Origin of the sequence: Microbacterium sp. zg-Y625, from assembly GCF_030246925.1 — a bacterium.
Taxonomy (GTDB): Bacteria; Actinomycetota; Actinomycetes; order Actinomycetales; family Microbacteriaceae; genus Microbacterium; species Microbacterium jiangjiandongii.
Genome location: NZ_CP126740.1, coordinates 758,350 through 772,229 on the forward strand (window position 1 = coordinate 758,350; position 13,880 = coordinate 772,229).

The 13,880-nt window shown below is 71.5% G+C and carries 11 protein-coding genes; 7 read left to right on the forward strand and 4 right to left on the reverse strand.

Annotation, left to right across the window (positions count from 1 at the left end; all coding sequences use genetic code 11):
• The first annotated feature begins 4 nt into the window (after window positions 1–4).
• Window positions 5–481, forward strand: coding sequence for a GtrA family protein (locus QNO14_RS03310; RefSeq protein ID WP_257495159.1), 477 nt, complete (start codon window positions 5–7; stop codon window positions 479–481).
• Here the strand turns inward: QNO14_RS03310 and QNO14_RS03315 are convergent.
• Window positions 478–2,544: a glycosyltransferase gene (locus QNO14_RS03315; protein WP_257506740.1), complete on the reverse strand. Its 2,067-nt coding sequence runs from the start codon at window positions 2,542–2,544 to the stop codon at window positions 478–480. The genes QNO14_RS03310 and QNO14_RS03315 overlap by 4 nt on opposite strands.
• An 84-nt stretch (window positions 2,545–2,628) precedes the next feature.
• Between QNO14_RS03315 and QNO14_RS03320 the strand changes: the two genes are divergently transcribed.
• The 6 genes from QNO14_RS03320 to QNO14_RS03345 are packed head-to-tail and all read left to right on the forward strand — an operon-like array spanning window position 2,629 to window position 10,090.
• A complete protein-coding gene (locus QNO14_RS03320; protein ID WP_257506741.1) occupies window positions 2,629–3,531 on the forward strand; it encodes a glycosyltransferase family 2 protein in 903 nt (300 codons plus the stop codon).
• Entirely contained in the window at window positions 3,504–5,345 is a 1,842-nt protein-coding gene (locus QNO14_RS03325; protein ID WP_257506742.1) for a glycosyltransferase, read from the forward strand. Before QNO14_RS03320 ends, QNO14_RS03325 begins: the two co-directional genes overlap by 28 nt.
• A gap of 40 nt (window positions 5,346–5,385) precedes the next feature.
• Window positions 5,386–6,522: a UDP-galactopyranose mutase gene (gene glf / locus QNO14_RS03330; protein ID WP_257506743.1), complete on the forward strand. Its 1,137-nt coding sequence runs from the start codon at window positions 5,386–5,388 to the stop codon at window positions 6,520–6,522.
• Window position 6,523: 1 nt separating this feature from the next.
• Window positions 6,524–8,548 (forward strand): DUF6541 family protein, encoded by a 2,025-nt coding sequence (locus QNO14_RS03335; RefSeq protein WP_257506744.1) that lies wholly within the window; start codon window positions 6,524–6,526, stop codon window positions 8,546–8,548.
• 10 nt (window positions 8,549–8,558) lie between these two features.
• On the forward strand, window positions 8,559–9,350 hold the full coding sequence (locus QNO14_RS03340; RefSeq protein WP_257495153.1) for an ABC transporter permease: 792 nt from the start codon (window positions 8,559–8,561) through the stop codon (window positions 9,348–9,350).
• Window positions 9,350–10,090, forward strand: a complete 741-nt coding sequence (locus tag QNO14_RS03345) for an ABC transporter ATP-binding protein (RefSeq protein WP_257495152.1) — start codon at window positions 9,350–9,352, stop codon at window positions 10,088–10,090. The genes QNO14_RS03340 and QNO14_RS03345 overlap by 1 nt, the downstream gene beginning before the upstream one ends.
• Here QNO14_RS03345 and QNO14_RS03350 read toward each other — a convergent pair.
• The 3 genes from QNO14_RS03350 to QNO14_RS03360 are packed head-to-tail and all read right to left on the reverse strand — an operon-like array spanning window position 10,075 to window position 13,832.
• On the reverse strand, window positions 10,075–11,073 hold the full coding sequence (locus QNO14_RS03350) for a glycosyltransferase family 2 protein (protein WP_257495150.1): 999 nt from the start codon (window positions 11,071–11,073) through the stop codon (window positions 10,075–10,077). The two genes, QNO14_RS03345 and QNO14_RS03350, sit on opposite strands and share 16 nt — an antisense overlap.
• A 12-nt stretch (window positions 11,074–11,085) precedes the next feature.
• Window positions 11,086–12,423, reverse strand: a complete 1,338-nt coding sequence (locus QNO14_RS03355) for an O-antigen ligase family protein (protein ID WP_257506745.1) — start codon at window positions 12,421–12,423, stop codon at window positions 11,086–11,088.
• Between the two features lie 5 nt (window positions 12,424–12,428).
• A complete protein-coding gene (locus QNO14_RS03360) occupies window positions 12,429–13,832 on the reverse strand; it encodes an O-antigen ligase family protein (protein WP_257506746.1) in 1,404 nt (467 codons plus the stop codon).
• Between the last annotated feature and the right edge of the window lie 48 nt (window positions 13,833–13,880).

Genomic DNA, 13,880 nt, shown 5'->3' on the forward strand with positions numbered 1-13,880 from the left:
TCGGATGTCCGAGCGAGGCGGTGTGGGGGGATTCCTCCGCAAGAGCGGCGCGTTCCTCGTCGTGGGCGGGCTTGCCTTCGTGGTCGACTTCGCGGTGTTCAATCTGCTCGCCTTCGGGCTGGACGGGGACGGACCCCTGTACGACCAGCCGCTGGTCGCGAAGGCCACGGCGATCATCGTCGCCACGGTCGTCACCTACGTCGGCAACCGGTACTGGACCTTCGGAACGCGCACTCTCGCGCGACGCTTCTCGCGCTATGTGGTCTTCGTCGCGCTGAACGTCGTGGCGATCCTGATCCAGCTCGGCTGCCTGGCGTTCTCGCGGTACGTGCTGGGCCTCGAGGGACCGGTGCCGGACAACATCTCGGGAACGCTGATCGGTCAGGCGCTGGCCATGGCCTTCCGCTTCTTCACCTACGACCGCTGGGTCTTCCCCGACGACCGCGAGGCTTCGGCACGCACGGCCATCGAGTCCGCCTAGGCCGAGAGGCCGTCCACGGTCTGCACGAGCGTGCGTGCGCGGGCGTCGAACGAGTGCTCCGCGGCCACCTGATGCGCGATGCGCCCCAGTTCCGCCTCGTCGGGGAAAAGCGCGTCGAGGTCTCCGCTCAGCATCGCGAGGAGCTCCTCGACGTCCGAGTACGTCCGCACGGCGGCGCCGAAGGTCTCGGAGATGCCGACGACGTCGTCCGAGATGGCTCGTCCACCGGCGGCGACGACGTCGTACAGGCGATTGGACACGAACCCTTCGCGCTGCATCGCGGGCCAGTGGTCGTTGAGGACGACCCCTGCGCTGCGATACAGCTCCGGCAGCTCGGAGCGGGGCACGCTCGGCGAAACGACGGCGCCGGCCGGTATGTAGCCGCTCCAGTCCGGCCCGTACACCTTCACCGGGATGCCGGCGCGGATCGGGGCCACGACGACCGGCCGCGCGATCCCGCGCGCCGTGCCGACGAACACGATGTCGGTCCCGCGATCCGACGTGCCCGGGTGGAACTTCGTCGTGTCGGTGCACTGCAGGAGCGGGTGCACGGGGGTGCCGAAGCGCGACGTCGCGCGTCGCGCCCATGACGTGGATGCCGCGAAGACCGCGTCGAATCCGGCGACCTCCTCCGCGGTGATCTCGTCGGGGTGGCTGATGATCCACAGCAGGCTCCGGCCCGACGGGCCCCGGGGTATGGGGTGCGGACCGCGCAGGACGACCGTGACGTCGTCGAGGTAGCTCGTCTCGCGTTCGCGCGCGTCGTAACTGTCTACGACGACGTCCTCTCCCAGCCGGCGCAGCGCGGCGGCGAGATCGCGCGCGAAGTGGGTGTCGCCCCACGCCTCACCGGCGGCTCCCGCGGGTGCCGACGTGCGGATGGCCCACCGGCGCCGGGTGCCGGTGCGGGCGACGACCGCCCGTTCGCCGTGCCACGCGAGGAATCGGAACCCCGCCCGGGCCAGCAGGGAGGCACCGTCTGCATCCGCCTGCGGCTCGTCGAGCCACGCGGCGTCGAAGCGCGCGGTCGTCGTGCAGGAGGTGAGCGTGTGCCCCGCCCCGACGGCGGCGGCGCCCGCCGGCCACGCCCGTACCGGCCCGGCGAGCGCGGGAACGCCGGGGTCGGACCCCAGTCGCTGCGCATCCTCGAGGGGATGCGCGCGCAGGAGGGGCGCCGTCCGGCCGTCGAGCCTGACCGCGCCGGCCGCCGCGACGGTGCCGTCCGGCGCAAGCCAGAGCGCGGCGACGGGGCCGTGCGCGGCTTCGCGGAGCATCACGGGGAGCGTCTCGGCGGTCACGCTCGCGTGGGGACCCCGGAAGACCGTGGCGCCGGTCGCGCGGGGCGCAGGGAACACCGCCGCGGTGTCAGTCACCCGGACGCGCGGCGATGTCGCGGAGATCAGGCGCGCGTGGAGGAACACGTCGTATGCGGCCGCCGCGGCGCGGATGTCGACCTCGAGCCCGCGCTGCACCGCGTCGAGGACCAGGCGCAGCGGCTGGTCGGGATCTGTCTCGTCCGGTCCGAGCACGCAGATGAGGGCGTCCCCGGTCAGTGGCGCCGGTCGGTCGAAGGCGTGTGCGGCCAGCTCGGTCACCGCGGCGCGGGGGATCTCGGTTCCCGCGAGGCGGAACGTGCCGGTCGACTGTGCGCGTCGCCACGCGTGCCCCAGAGGCCCAGCCGGATCGTCCAGCGCGGCGGGATCCTCCTTCGCCAGCGCCTCCGCATCCCATAGCGGGCTGACACGCAGCCGACGGCGGTCGTTCACGAGATAGGCGTACAGGGCGGGAACGCGGTCGGAGTCGGAGAGCTGCCGGGAGATGGTCCGCTCGAGGTACAGGGGGTTGAGGGTGAAGCCCTCCCGGAAGCCCCCGCGCACATACCGACGGATCGCCGCTCGCTCCGACATCCGCCGCCCGGCCTGAGCGGCGACTGCGTCCAGGTCGACGATGTCCGCACGACGGATGATGCGCGCCCACCACATCCGGTCGGCCGCAGCCAGTGCGGAGCCGATCACCGGCGCGCTGCGCGCGGCGCGCCAGGCGGCGCGGACACGGCTCAGCATCCTCCCGAGTATAGGTCGTTCAGCTGCGGCGGAACGGCCCGGTGATAGGGTCGGGCGCGGTACGAACCGGACGGAGGGACCGTGGTGTCCGACGAATCTCGCCCCCGAGTGGGCATCGTCGTCCGCACGAAGAACCGGCCCTGGTTCCTGCGGAGGACGCTGGCGGACATCGCGTCGCAGACCTTCACCGACACGGCCGTGACGATCGTGAACGACGGAGGTGCGCCCGCACCCGTCGACGCCGTGGTCGCCGAGGCCGCAGGACCGCTGCGTGCGCGCCTGAGCGTCATCCACAACGATGTCGCCACCGGCCGGTCGGCGGCGGCGAACGCGGGCGTGCGCGCCACGCAGACGGAGTTCATCGTGCTGCACGACGACGATGACCTCTGGCATCCGGAGTTCCTCTCCCGCACCGTCGCGCACCTCGACGGTCGCGGCGAGGAGATCGGCGTCGTCGCCGAGACGGAGATCGTCTACGAGGCCGAGCGCGACGGTGGCTTCGCCGAGGTCGGCCGTGCGCCGTTCTGGCCGGGGATGACCGAGATCACCTACGCCGACCTCCTCCAGGTCAACCGCGCCGTGCCCATCGCCTACCTTTACCGTCGGCGCCTCCACGACGACGTCGGCTTCTATCGCGAGGACCTGCACGCCGCCGAGGACTGGGAGTTCAACCTGCGCGCCGCGCTGCGCCATCGCATCGGCTACCTCCCCGGCGAGCCGCTGGCGTATTGGATGCAGCGCAAGGGCGTGACCGGCGAGCTGGGCAACAGCATGTACGCCCTGGCGGCCGAGCATGAGCACTACGACCGCCTGGTGCGCGACGAGGCGCTGCGCGCCTATGTCCAGCGGCACGGGCCCGGGCTGGTGCTCTACCTCAGCCGGTACATCCAGGACGAAGTGGCCCGGCAGCTCGACGACCGGCGTTCTCTGGGGCAGCGGGTGACCCACACGCTGCGCGAGTGGCGCAGGGACCGCCGCACCCGATGACGGGGCTCGCCGAACCGGCGTGGCGCACGCTGCAGCGCTGCGTGCTCTCCGACGATCCTCGCCGCGCTGCGCTGTACGCCAGGGGCGGCTCCGCGCTGTCCCGCGACCGGATGCGTGTCGAGGCCCGCGCCTCGTTCGCGACCTATTTCGGGGCGTTCCCGGCCGGGTACTGGGCCGCTCACACCGCGGTCGGGCGGGTGCGGCTCGCGTGGCGCATCGACGGCACCGCCGACGTCGTCGTTCGTGGCACGGATGCCGAGGGCGTCGTGTCCACGCTCGCCCATGTCCGCGACGCGACGGGCGAGGGGTCGTACGAGCTCGACATCACCCCGCGCGACGGGTGGCTGTGGTGCGACATCGTCGCCGCCGCCGACGGCGCCACGATCGGCGACGTGCGCTGGGAGGCGCCGGGGCCGGCACCGGCCCCGGCGACCCTGACGGTGTGCGTGACCACCTTCGACCGGGAGGCGGACTGTGTGCGCCTGCTCGATCGCTTCGCGGAGGATCCCGGGCTGCGCTCCTGCGTCGACCGGATCGTCGTCGCCGACCAGGGCACACGGCCGCTTGTCGCTGCCGACGGCTTCGCCAGCGTCGCCGCGCGCCTCGGCACGATGCTGCAGGTCGTGCGCCAGCCGAACGTCGGGGGGTCCGGCGGATTCAGCCGTGGCATGGTCGAAGCCGCCGCAGGAACGGCCACCCATGCGCTCCTGCTGGATGACGATGTCGACCTCGAGCCCGAGTCGGTGCGCCGGCTGGCCGCATTCGCGGAGTCGTCGCGAACGCCGACGATCGTCGGCGCGCAGATGCTCAGCCTCGTGGACCCGACGCGCCTTCACTCGTTCGGCGAGCGGATCGAGCGGTCGGGGTTCTGGTGGGAGCCGGTGGAGCCGTCGCTGTCCGGAGCCGACCTGAGCACGACGACGGTCGAGAGCACTCCCGAGCTCAGCCACCGGATCGACGTCGACTTCAACGGGTGGTGGATGTGCCTCATCCCCACCGCGACGATCCGTCTGCTGGGCGCGTCCCTGCCGTTGTTCATCAAGTGGGACGACGCCGAGTACGGGCTGCGGGCGGCGGCGCACGGCGTGACCACCGTCACGCTGCCGGGAGCTGCCCTCTGGCACATGCCCTGGACGGCGAAGGACGACGGACTGGACTGGCAGGCGTACTTCCAGCTGCGCAACCGCCTGGTCGCCGCCCTGCTTCACGGGCGCCGTCGTGGCGGACGGGTGCTTTCCGCGTCGTTCGCTCAGGACGTGAACCACCTGCTGTGTGGGCAATACGGCTCCGCCGCGGTCCGCGCGCTCGCCCTCACCGACCTCCTGCGCGGCCCGGAGCACCTGTGGCCCGTGCTGCGGCACGGTCCCGCGCGCCCTGCCGCCGTGCTGACCCGGGAAGGTCAGGCCGTCCTGCCCGAGTCCGAGCTGCCCCTCGCGCTGGTCGACTCCACGGTCGCGCCGCCGCGGGGGGCGGCCGAGATGCTTGCCCGAGGGGCGAGAGTCCTGGTGCACCAGCTGCGCCCGGCACGGAGCTCGGCGTCGCCGGTGCGGCTGACGCGCGCGGAGGGCAAGTGGTGGGCGCTCGGGATGCTCGACAGCGCGATCGTCGACGCCGCCTCCGGCAAGGGCGCGTTCGCCATGCGCCGCAGCCGGGGGACCGCCGCGCGGGGCCTGCGGCGCGCCGTCGCACTGCGAGCGCGCTTGTGGTGGCAGTGGCCTGCCCTGGCTCGTGCGTACCGGGAGGCGGCTCCGCAGGAGGCGGCGATCGGCACCTGGCAGGCGCGGTTGGCGGCGTCCTCGGACGGCCCCTCCTAAACTGTTACGGGCGCGCGGCGCCGGAAAGGCATGGCATCCCATGGATCTCCTCGTCGTCGGCTCCGGCTTCTTCGGGCTCACGATCGCCGAACGGGCCGCAGCCTCCGGGCGCAAGGTCACCGTCATCGAGCGGCGTCACCACATCGGCGGCAACGCCTACAGCGAAGACGAGGCCACGACCGGGATCGAGGTGCACCGCTACGGTGCCCACCTCTTCCACACCTCCAACGCGACGGTCTGGGAGTACGTCAACAGGTTCACCGCGTTCACGGACTACGTGCACCGCGTCTACACGAACCACCGGGGCGTGGTGTATCCGCTGCCGATCAACCTCGGCACCATCAACCAGTTCTTCCAGGCGGCCTACACGCCCGATCAGGCCCGCGCGGTGGTGCAGGAGCTCGCGGGCGAGTTCGACCCGAAGACGGCCCAGAACCTCGAGGAGCGCGGCATCGGCCTCATCGGGCGGCCGCTGTACGAGGCGTTCATCCGCGACTACACCGCCAAGCAGTGGCAGACCGACCCCCGGGACCTCCCCGCCGAGGTCATCAGCCGGCTCCCGGTGCGGTACAACTACGACAACCGCTACTTCAGCGACACCTGGGAGGGCCTCCCGGTCGACGGATACACGCGGTGGCTCGAGCGGATGGCCGACCATCCGAACATCGAGGTCAAGGTCGGCGTGGACTTCTTCGACGCCGATCAGCCGCTGAACAAGCGCGCGGTGGTCGGTCAGCTCCCCGTGGTCTACACCGGACCCGTGGACCGCTACTTCGACTTCGCCGAGGGCGAGCTGTCCTGGCGGACGCTCGACTTCGAGGAGGAGGTTCTCGACACCGGCGACTTCCAGGGAACGCCGGTGATGAACTACGCCGACGCGGACATCCCGTACACGCGGATCCACGAGTTCAAGCACTTCCACCCCGAGCGGGCCGACCGGTACCCGCAGGACAAGACCGTGATCATGCGCGAGTACTCGCGGTTCGCCACCCGTGAGGACGAGCCGTACTACCCCGTGAACACCGCCGACGACCGCGCGCGGCTGCTGGCCTACCGGGAGCTGACGAAGGGTGAGGCGGACGTGCACTTCGGCGGCCGACTCGGCACGTACCAGTACCTCGACATGCACATGGCGATCGGTTCGGCGCTGTCGATGTGGAACAACGACCTCGCCTGACGTGACAGACCTCGGCTGGATCACTGCCGGCGCGCCCCTGGCGGTCGCCGCCGCCCTGCTCGTCGTGCCCGGCGCGCTCGCGCTGGCGCCGCTGCGCATGGGCTGGACGGCGCGGGCGGCCCTCGCCGGCCCCCTGTCGGTGATGGTGATCGGCGTCGCCGGCATCGTCGCCGCCGGCCTCGGGCTGTCCTTCTCGATCTGGCCCGTCCTTGCTGTCGCGGCGGTGCTGGCGCTGTGCGCCTGGCTCGCCCGCCGAGGGGGCCTGCAGCTCCCGCGGGAACCGGGGAGGGTGTGGCCCCTGGTGCTCACCTGGGTGCTCGCCGCCGCGGTGATCGCCGTCGTCGCCTTCGCCGCGGTCCCGAGCCCCACGGCGGTCAGCCAGACGTACGACAACGTCTTCCACCTGTCGGCCATCGCCGCCATCCTCGAGGGCGGCGACGCCTCGTCGCTCACCCTGCGCACCCTCATCGAGACGGGCGACTCCTTCTCGTTCTACCCGTCGGGGTGGCACAGCCTCGTCGCCCTCACGGTGCAGGTGAGCGGCACCAGCATCCCCATCGCGGTCAACGCCGCCTGGCTCGCCGTCGCGGCGGTCGTGTGGCTGCCGGGCGTGGCGTGGTTCGCGCAGGTCTGCATCCCGGGGTCCTCCCGCACGGCCGCCCTCGTCGCGCTGCCCCTCGGCGCCGCCTTCGGCGCCATGCCGTACGCGCTGCTGACCTGGGGCACCCTCTATCCGACCTACCTCGCCACCGCGCTCCTGCCTGCGGCCATCGCCGTTCCCGTACTGGGCTGGCGGGGGTGGCGGGCCGCCCGCGCCGGCGCCAGGCGCCCGCTGCTGTGGTGGTCCCTCGCCGCGACGGCGCTCGTCGCCGGCGCCGTCGCCTTCGGCCAGCCGCGTGTGCTGGTGACCTGGGCACTCCTGCTGGCGGTGCCGGTCGTGGGGGTACTGGCCGCCGCCGCAGGCGGCGCCTGGCGCGCCGGGGGAGCCGAGCGCACCCGGCTGCTGTGGCTCGCCGCCGCGGCCGCCGCCGGAACGATCGCGGTGGCCGCAGTGGGGTTCTGGTACCTCGTGACCAGGCTGGGGCTGTTCGAGCGGCCTCTCGATGATCGGCTCGGCGGACCGCAGGCGCAGGCGGTGCAGTCGCTGGGCGACGGCGTCTGGCAGGTGCTGGCGCAGTCGTGGCTGACCGGTGTCGGCGGCGCCCCGACCTGGCCGGCTCCGCTGCTGGCGGCGGGCGTGCTCGTGGGGCTCGTCGTCGCCTGGCGGGCGCCGCGCACACGCTGGCTCGTGGGCTCGTACGCGCTGGTGGCCGCGCTGTATGTGCTGGCGGCGGGCTCGGACGACGTCGTCACCAAGCTCGCCACGGCGCTGTGGTACAAGGACAAGTACCGGCTGAGCTCCGCGCTCGTCGTGGTCGCCGTCGTGGTCGCCACGCTCGGGGTGATGGCCGTGTCGCGGTGGATCGGACGGCGCGTGCGGGCCCGCGCGGCGGTGGCGGTGGGCCTCGCGTGGCTCGTCGCGGGCGCATCGGCCGTGTCGCTCGGCGCGACCGGCGTGACCGACGCGGTCGGCTACGTCTTCCGCATGCCCGATCGTGCCGTCGACGAGGTCGTCTCGAGCCGGCAGATCGCGTTCTTCTCGCAGCTCGACGACATCGTCCCCGAGGGCCAGCGCGTGGCCGGGGACCCCTGGGACGGCTCCGCCTGGACGCAGGTGTTCGGGGGGCCCGAGCCGGTGTTCCCGCACGTCAACGGCCAGTGGGACGCCGATCGCCAGACCATCGCCTGGCACCTGGCCGACATCGAGAGCAACCCGCAGGTCTGCGATGCCCTCGACCGGCTGATGGTGCGTTACGTCACCTATGCCCCGCGCGCCTTCGGGGGAGGGGACCCGGCGGGAAACCACTTCCCGGGTCCGCACGCCGCCGTCGAAGCAGGACTGTTCACCCTCGTGGCCACCGACGGCGAGACCTCCCTGTACCGCATCGACCAGTGCGGGCCGCTCGAGCACGCTCCGGCATCCTAGGATCGAGACCGTGACCTCAGCGACCGTCGGCGCCCCGGGCTCTCCCCGGCGCTACCTGCACTCGCTCTGGCTGCTGACGGCGCGGGACCTGAAGGTGCGCTACGCCACGAGCGCCCTGGGCTACCTGTGGTCCGTGCTCGACCCGCTCGTGATGAGCGCCATCTACTGGTTCGTCTTCACTCAGATCTTCGATCGTGCGGTCGGGGCCCAGCCGTACATCGTCTTCCTCATCACGGCGCTGCTGCCCTGGGTGTGGTTCAACGCGTCGGTCTCCGACTTCACCCGCGCCTTCAACAAGGACGCGCGCCTGGTCCGCTCGACCGCGATACCGCGATCCATCTGGGTGAACCGCATCGTGCTGAGCAAGGGCGTGGAGTTCCTGTGCTCGCTGCCGGTGCTGGTGGTGTTCGCCGTCTTCGCGGGCGCATCGGTCGGGTGGGGTCTGCTCTGGTTCCCCGTGGCCGTGGTGCTGCAGACGATGCTCCTCGTCGGGATCGGACTGCTCGTGGCGCCCCTGTGCGTGCTGTGGGGCGACCTCGAGCGCACCACGCGGCTCGTGCTGCGTGCCCTCTTCTATGCGTCGCCGGTCATCTACGGTGTCGCGGACCTCCCGGATGGCTTCCGCGAACTGGCGGCGTTCAACCCGCTCGCCGGCATCTTCACCCTGTACCGCGTCGGGTTCTTCCCCGATCAGTGGGACACGCTGACCGTGGTCATGGCCTTCGTCATGAGCACGTTCTTCCTGGTGCTGGGGCTCACGGTGTTCCGCCGCCTCGAGCACGCTGTGCTGAAGGAGCTGTGATGACGTCGAACGCCATCGAGGCCAGGGACCTCGGAGTGCGCTTCCGCCGGGGTCGCCGCGGGGGACGCAGCATCAAGGACCTCTTCGGCGGTGCGAACCGGCGCACCCGCCCGGACGAGTTCTGGGCGCTGCGCGACGTGTCGTTCACGGTGCGGCCCGGGGAATCGATCGGCGTGGTGGGCCGCAACGGTCAGGGCAAGTCCACCCTGCTGAAACTCGTCGCCGGTGTGCTTCTCCCTGACGAGGGGAGCGTGCGGGTGAACGGGGGCGTCGCCCCGCTGATCGAGATCACGGGCGGCTTCGTCGGCGATCTCACCGTGCGGGAGAACGTGCGCCTGACGTCGGGTCTGCACGGGATGCCGCGCGCAGAGGTCGCCCGCCGCTTCGACGACATCATCGAGTTCGCCGAGCTCCGCGACTTCGTCGACACGCCATACAAGCACCTCTCCAGCGGCATGAAGGTGCGTCTGGCGTTCGCGGTCGTGTCGCAGCTGGACGAGCCGGTGTTCCTCGTCGACGAGGTGCTGGCCGTCGGCGACAAGGCGTTCCGGGAGAAGTGCTACCGGCGCATGGAGGAACTGCTCGACAAGGGGCGGACGCTGTTCTTCGTCAGCCACAACGAGCGGGATCTCCGTCGGTTCTGCACCCGTGGGCTGTACCTGGACAAGGGCGCGCTCGTTCTCGACGCCCCCCTGGACGACGTGCTGGCGCGCTACAACGCGGACTACGCCGCCGGGTGATCGGCCGTGGCCGCCAGGGGCGGCATCGGCTTCCACGAGCGATCCCGGGCGATCTTGCGTCCGTCGCGGATGCCGCGGAAGAGGTTCGACGTGCCCCGCACCGTGCGTTCGACGAACAGCAGCCGGATGACCTCTTTCGCGAACGTCAGGGCCGTGCCCAGTCCGAACAGCACGGGGTTGTACACGCCCAGCGCCCGGTAGTACTGCTTCATGTGGCCGCGGTTGCGCATGATGTAGTAGCGGTACGCGTTGCTCGAAGCGTTCATGTGGCGGATGCCCATGTCCCACTGCTTGATCTCGCGGGTGCGGCGCAGCACGAACTCGTTCACGATGACCGCCGTGGTCTTGCGTGAGGCGAGCCAGCCGTACATCTGGTCATCCCAGTAGATGAAGAATCGGGGATCGGGCAGGCCGATCTGCGCGACGATGTCGCGGTGGATGAACATGCCCTCGAAGCAGCCCGAGTTCATCTCCTTGTAGCCCGAAGCGTCGAAGCCGGCCGGTGCGAACGGGATCGGGATGGCCAGCGGCTCGGCGATGCGGTACTGCCAGTAGAACTCGCTGCCGTCGTAGTCGTAGCGCCGCCCCTGGATGGACTTGAACCGCGGCGCCCAGGCGCCCATGCGGGCGAGGCCGTCGGGCATGACCTCGACGTCGTCGTCCATCAGCCAGATCCAGGTGGAGCCCAGCTCGTAGGCGATGCGCATGCCCTCGCTGAAGCCGCCGGAGCCGCCGGTGTTGGTCTCCAGGCGGCGGTAGACGATCTCGGTGCCGATGCGCTCCCGGAAGGACTCCACGACCTCGGTGGTGTCGTCGGTCGAGGCGTTGTCGACGATGACGATATGCCCGGGCTTGGGGTCCATGGCCGTGATGCTCTCCAGCAGCCGGGTCAGCAGGCCCGAGCGGTTGAAGGTGACCACGGCGATGGTCGCCGAGGCGGGGTCGAAGGGCGCGGCGGCGGGGGTCTCGGAGAGCGGGGGCATGGCCCCCCGATCTTACCCCGCGCGCCTGTCCAACCCCCCGGTCGTGTCGAGGAGCGGCAGATCGCTGTCCGGCGACGCCCCGTCGAGGCGCTCCCGCCACGACCGCGACTGCCCGGCGCGCACCGCGCACAGCACGAGCATGAGCCAGCCGTAGCCCGCCAGCGCGAAGCTCTCGAAGACCGAGTCCACGAGCAGCGCCACGAGGATGAGCGGCGTCCAGGCGTAGAGGATGGACCGCCGTTCACTGGCGACGAGCCACGAGCGCACGAACGCCAGGCCGGCGAACGTGCCGAAGAGCACGAGCCCCACCCAGCCCACCTGCAGCAGCACGTCGAAGTAGGCGCTGAGTGCGGAGCGGTGGGTGTCGCGCAGGATGTAGTTGATCGTGCCGAACGGGAACTCGTCGGTCCAGGTGCCGCTCCACCCCCAGCCCTGGATGGGCCGCGCGCGCACGAACACGACGATCTGCGCCCACAGGTCCGCGCGGGTGGAGAAGTCCCGCGCCGCGCCGATCCACGCGATGATCGGATGCCGGAAGAGGTAGGCCACGATGATCCCCATGATCAGCGCGCCGCCGAAGAACCACTGCACCGAGCGGCGGTAGTCGCGGCGGGTGCGGCGCACCAGGGCGAGCGCGCCGGTGGCGGTGGCCGCGGCGACGGCGAGCACCAGCACGGTGGGGGAGTCCGAGAGCGCGGCGAGCGTGCCGGCGAGCACCGCGGAGTACAGCGACAGCCCCGGGGGCACCGACATCGTGCGGTACTCCACGAGGAACGTGATGAGTGCGAGCACCGCGACGAACCCGAGGGAGTTGCGGGTGCCGAAGATGCCCTGGACGGGGCCGAGCATCGCGAGGTTGCCCTGGATCCCGAGGAAGCGCAGCGGCATGTCCAAGAGGATGCCGGAGAGGATCTCGAGCCCGAGCGACAGGGTCAGCAGCACCCGCATGACGTCGCCGAGCGCGCGGGCGGTCTGCAGGGTGTCGCGCACGTGCCCGATGACGACGGCGATGAAGGCGAGCCCCGCCAGCCCCAGCCAGCCGGCGACCGTGCCGCCGGCATCCTGGCTCCAGGTGACGCTCGCCAGGACCCACGCCAGGAACACCAGGAGCGTCGTGGGGGCGAGTCGCAGGGCGGAGATCTCGCGCCGGCGGGCGGCGAGCATCGCCGCACCGACGAGGCACAGGCCCGCCACGATCGTGACGTACGTGATGCGGCCCGCCATGCGCTCGATCAGGTACCCCGCGAACACCGCGCCGAGCGCGGCGTGCGTGAAGGCGCTGGCCATCGCCGCGGACGACAGCAGCGCGACCAGGCCGCGGCCGCCGCCACGGACGTTCGGCTGCGCCACGCCGGTCACTCCGCCCGCTGGGGCAGCTCGCCGCGCTCGAGCGCGAGGGTCTGCTCTGCCGGGCCGACCCCGACGAGCGGCGCCTGCTTGATCTTGAACGCGAACATCACCACCGCGAGCCACCCCCACAGCAGCAGCGGTCCGGATTCGGCGAGCCCCTGCACGAGGAGCACCGCTCCCGTCAGCGTCGGCAGCAGTGTCAAGGGCGAGTACGGTCGATCGGCACGCAGGTCCCACCGGGGCCGGTCGACGGCGAAGAACCACGAGCGCCAGACGAACGCCAGGTACGTGGTCGCCATGAGGACGACGCCCACGCCCCCCAGCTGCAGGTAGACGTCCAGCCACATGTTGTGCGCCTGCATCACGGTCTCGCCGTGGTCGACGATCCAGCCGTCGAACGCGGGATCCCACGGCAGCCACGGGGTGGCGAAGCCCCAGCCGGCCACGGGCCGCTCGGCGGCCCTGGCGAGCACGGTGGCCCAGATCGTCTCACGCCCGGTCAGGTCGCTCGAGCGGCCGAGCAGGGAGAAGACGCGGTCGCGCAGCAGCCACGCCGCCGCAAGCCCGCCCAGTGCCACGGCCGCATAGACGACGTAGTAGCGCGTGCGCTCGCCGGGCCGCCGGGTGGTGCGCATCAGCAGGACGGTGGTCAGCACGACCAGCACGAGTGCGGCGGCCACGTATGCGGTCGCCGAGCCGGCGCGGACGAAGAGGTAGAGCGCCGCGGCCATCCAGCCGAGCAGGAGCGGCCGGTGGGGGGCGCGGGCGGCGTAGCGGATCGCGAACACGATGAGGGCGAACAGCGCCGCGTAGGCGAGCAGGTTCGCGTTGCCGAAGATGCCCTGGATGCGCCCGCCGTCGAACAGGTTGTCGCGGGACCAGTAGACGATGGGGTCGGGCGCGGGGCGCTCGGGCACGATGAAGCGCGGCAGCAGCGGGCCGCCGATGAACACCGAGACCCACAGCTCGAACACCAGCGACAGCGCAACGACCCACTTGCACGCCGACGCGACGGCACGCACCAGTTCCTGCCACGTGAGCGTCGCCGCGACGAACAGGCCCTGGAACGTGGTCACCAGCATCAGCGCGACGGTCAGCAGGGTCGTCGCGGGCCACGCCGTCCACAGCAGCGAGGCGGCGGCGAACGCGACGTATGCCAGGACGAACCACGGGAGGCGCCGCCATTGCACGGGAGGGCGCGTCGTGAGCCAGATGACGGCCGACACGAGGGCGGTCCCCGCCCCGATCAGCGCGGCGCCGACCTCACCCACCGCGAGCACCCACGCCGTGCCGGTGATGGTCGTGAACAGCACGACCACGCACCAGGCCCGCAGCAGCAGCACCCCGGTGCGCTCGCGCGGCGGGGCGGCCGGCGGCGCCGAGACCGGATGCTGGGTGTGGACGGCCATGGTGTGTTCAGGCTACCGCCCGCGCCTTCGCATGCCGGGCGGTCGCGC

Bases quoted from the DNA above. Each gene is read 5' to 3' on its own strand.
- QNO14_RS03310 (WP_257495159.1), top strand. From the start codon at position 5: ATGTCCGAGCGAGGCGGTGTGGGGGGATTCCTCCGCAAGAGCGGCGCG.
- QNO14_RS03315 (WP_257506740.1), bottom strand. From the start codon at position 2,544: ATGCTGAGCCGTGTCCGCGCCGCCTGGCGCGCCGCGCGCAGCGCGCCG.
- glf (WP_257506743.1), top strand. From the start codon at position 5,386: ATGGATCTCCTCGTCGTCGGCTCCGGCTTCTTCGGGCTCACGATCGCC.
- QNO14_RS03345 (WP_257495152.1), top strand. From the start codon at position 9,350: ATGACGTCGAACGCCATCGAGGCCAGGGACCTCGGAGTGCGCTTCCGC.
- QNO14_RS03350 (WP_257495150.1), bottom strand. From the start codon at position 11,073: ATGCCCCCGCTCTCCGAGACCCCCGCCGCCGCGCCCTTCGACCCCGCC.
- QNO14_RS03360 (WP_257506746.1), bottom strand. From the start codon at position 13,832: ATGGCCGTCCACACCCAGCATCCGGTCTCGGCGCCGCCGGCCGCCCCG.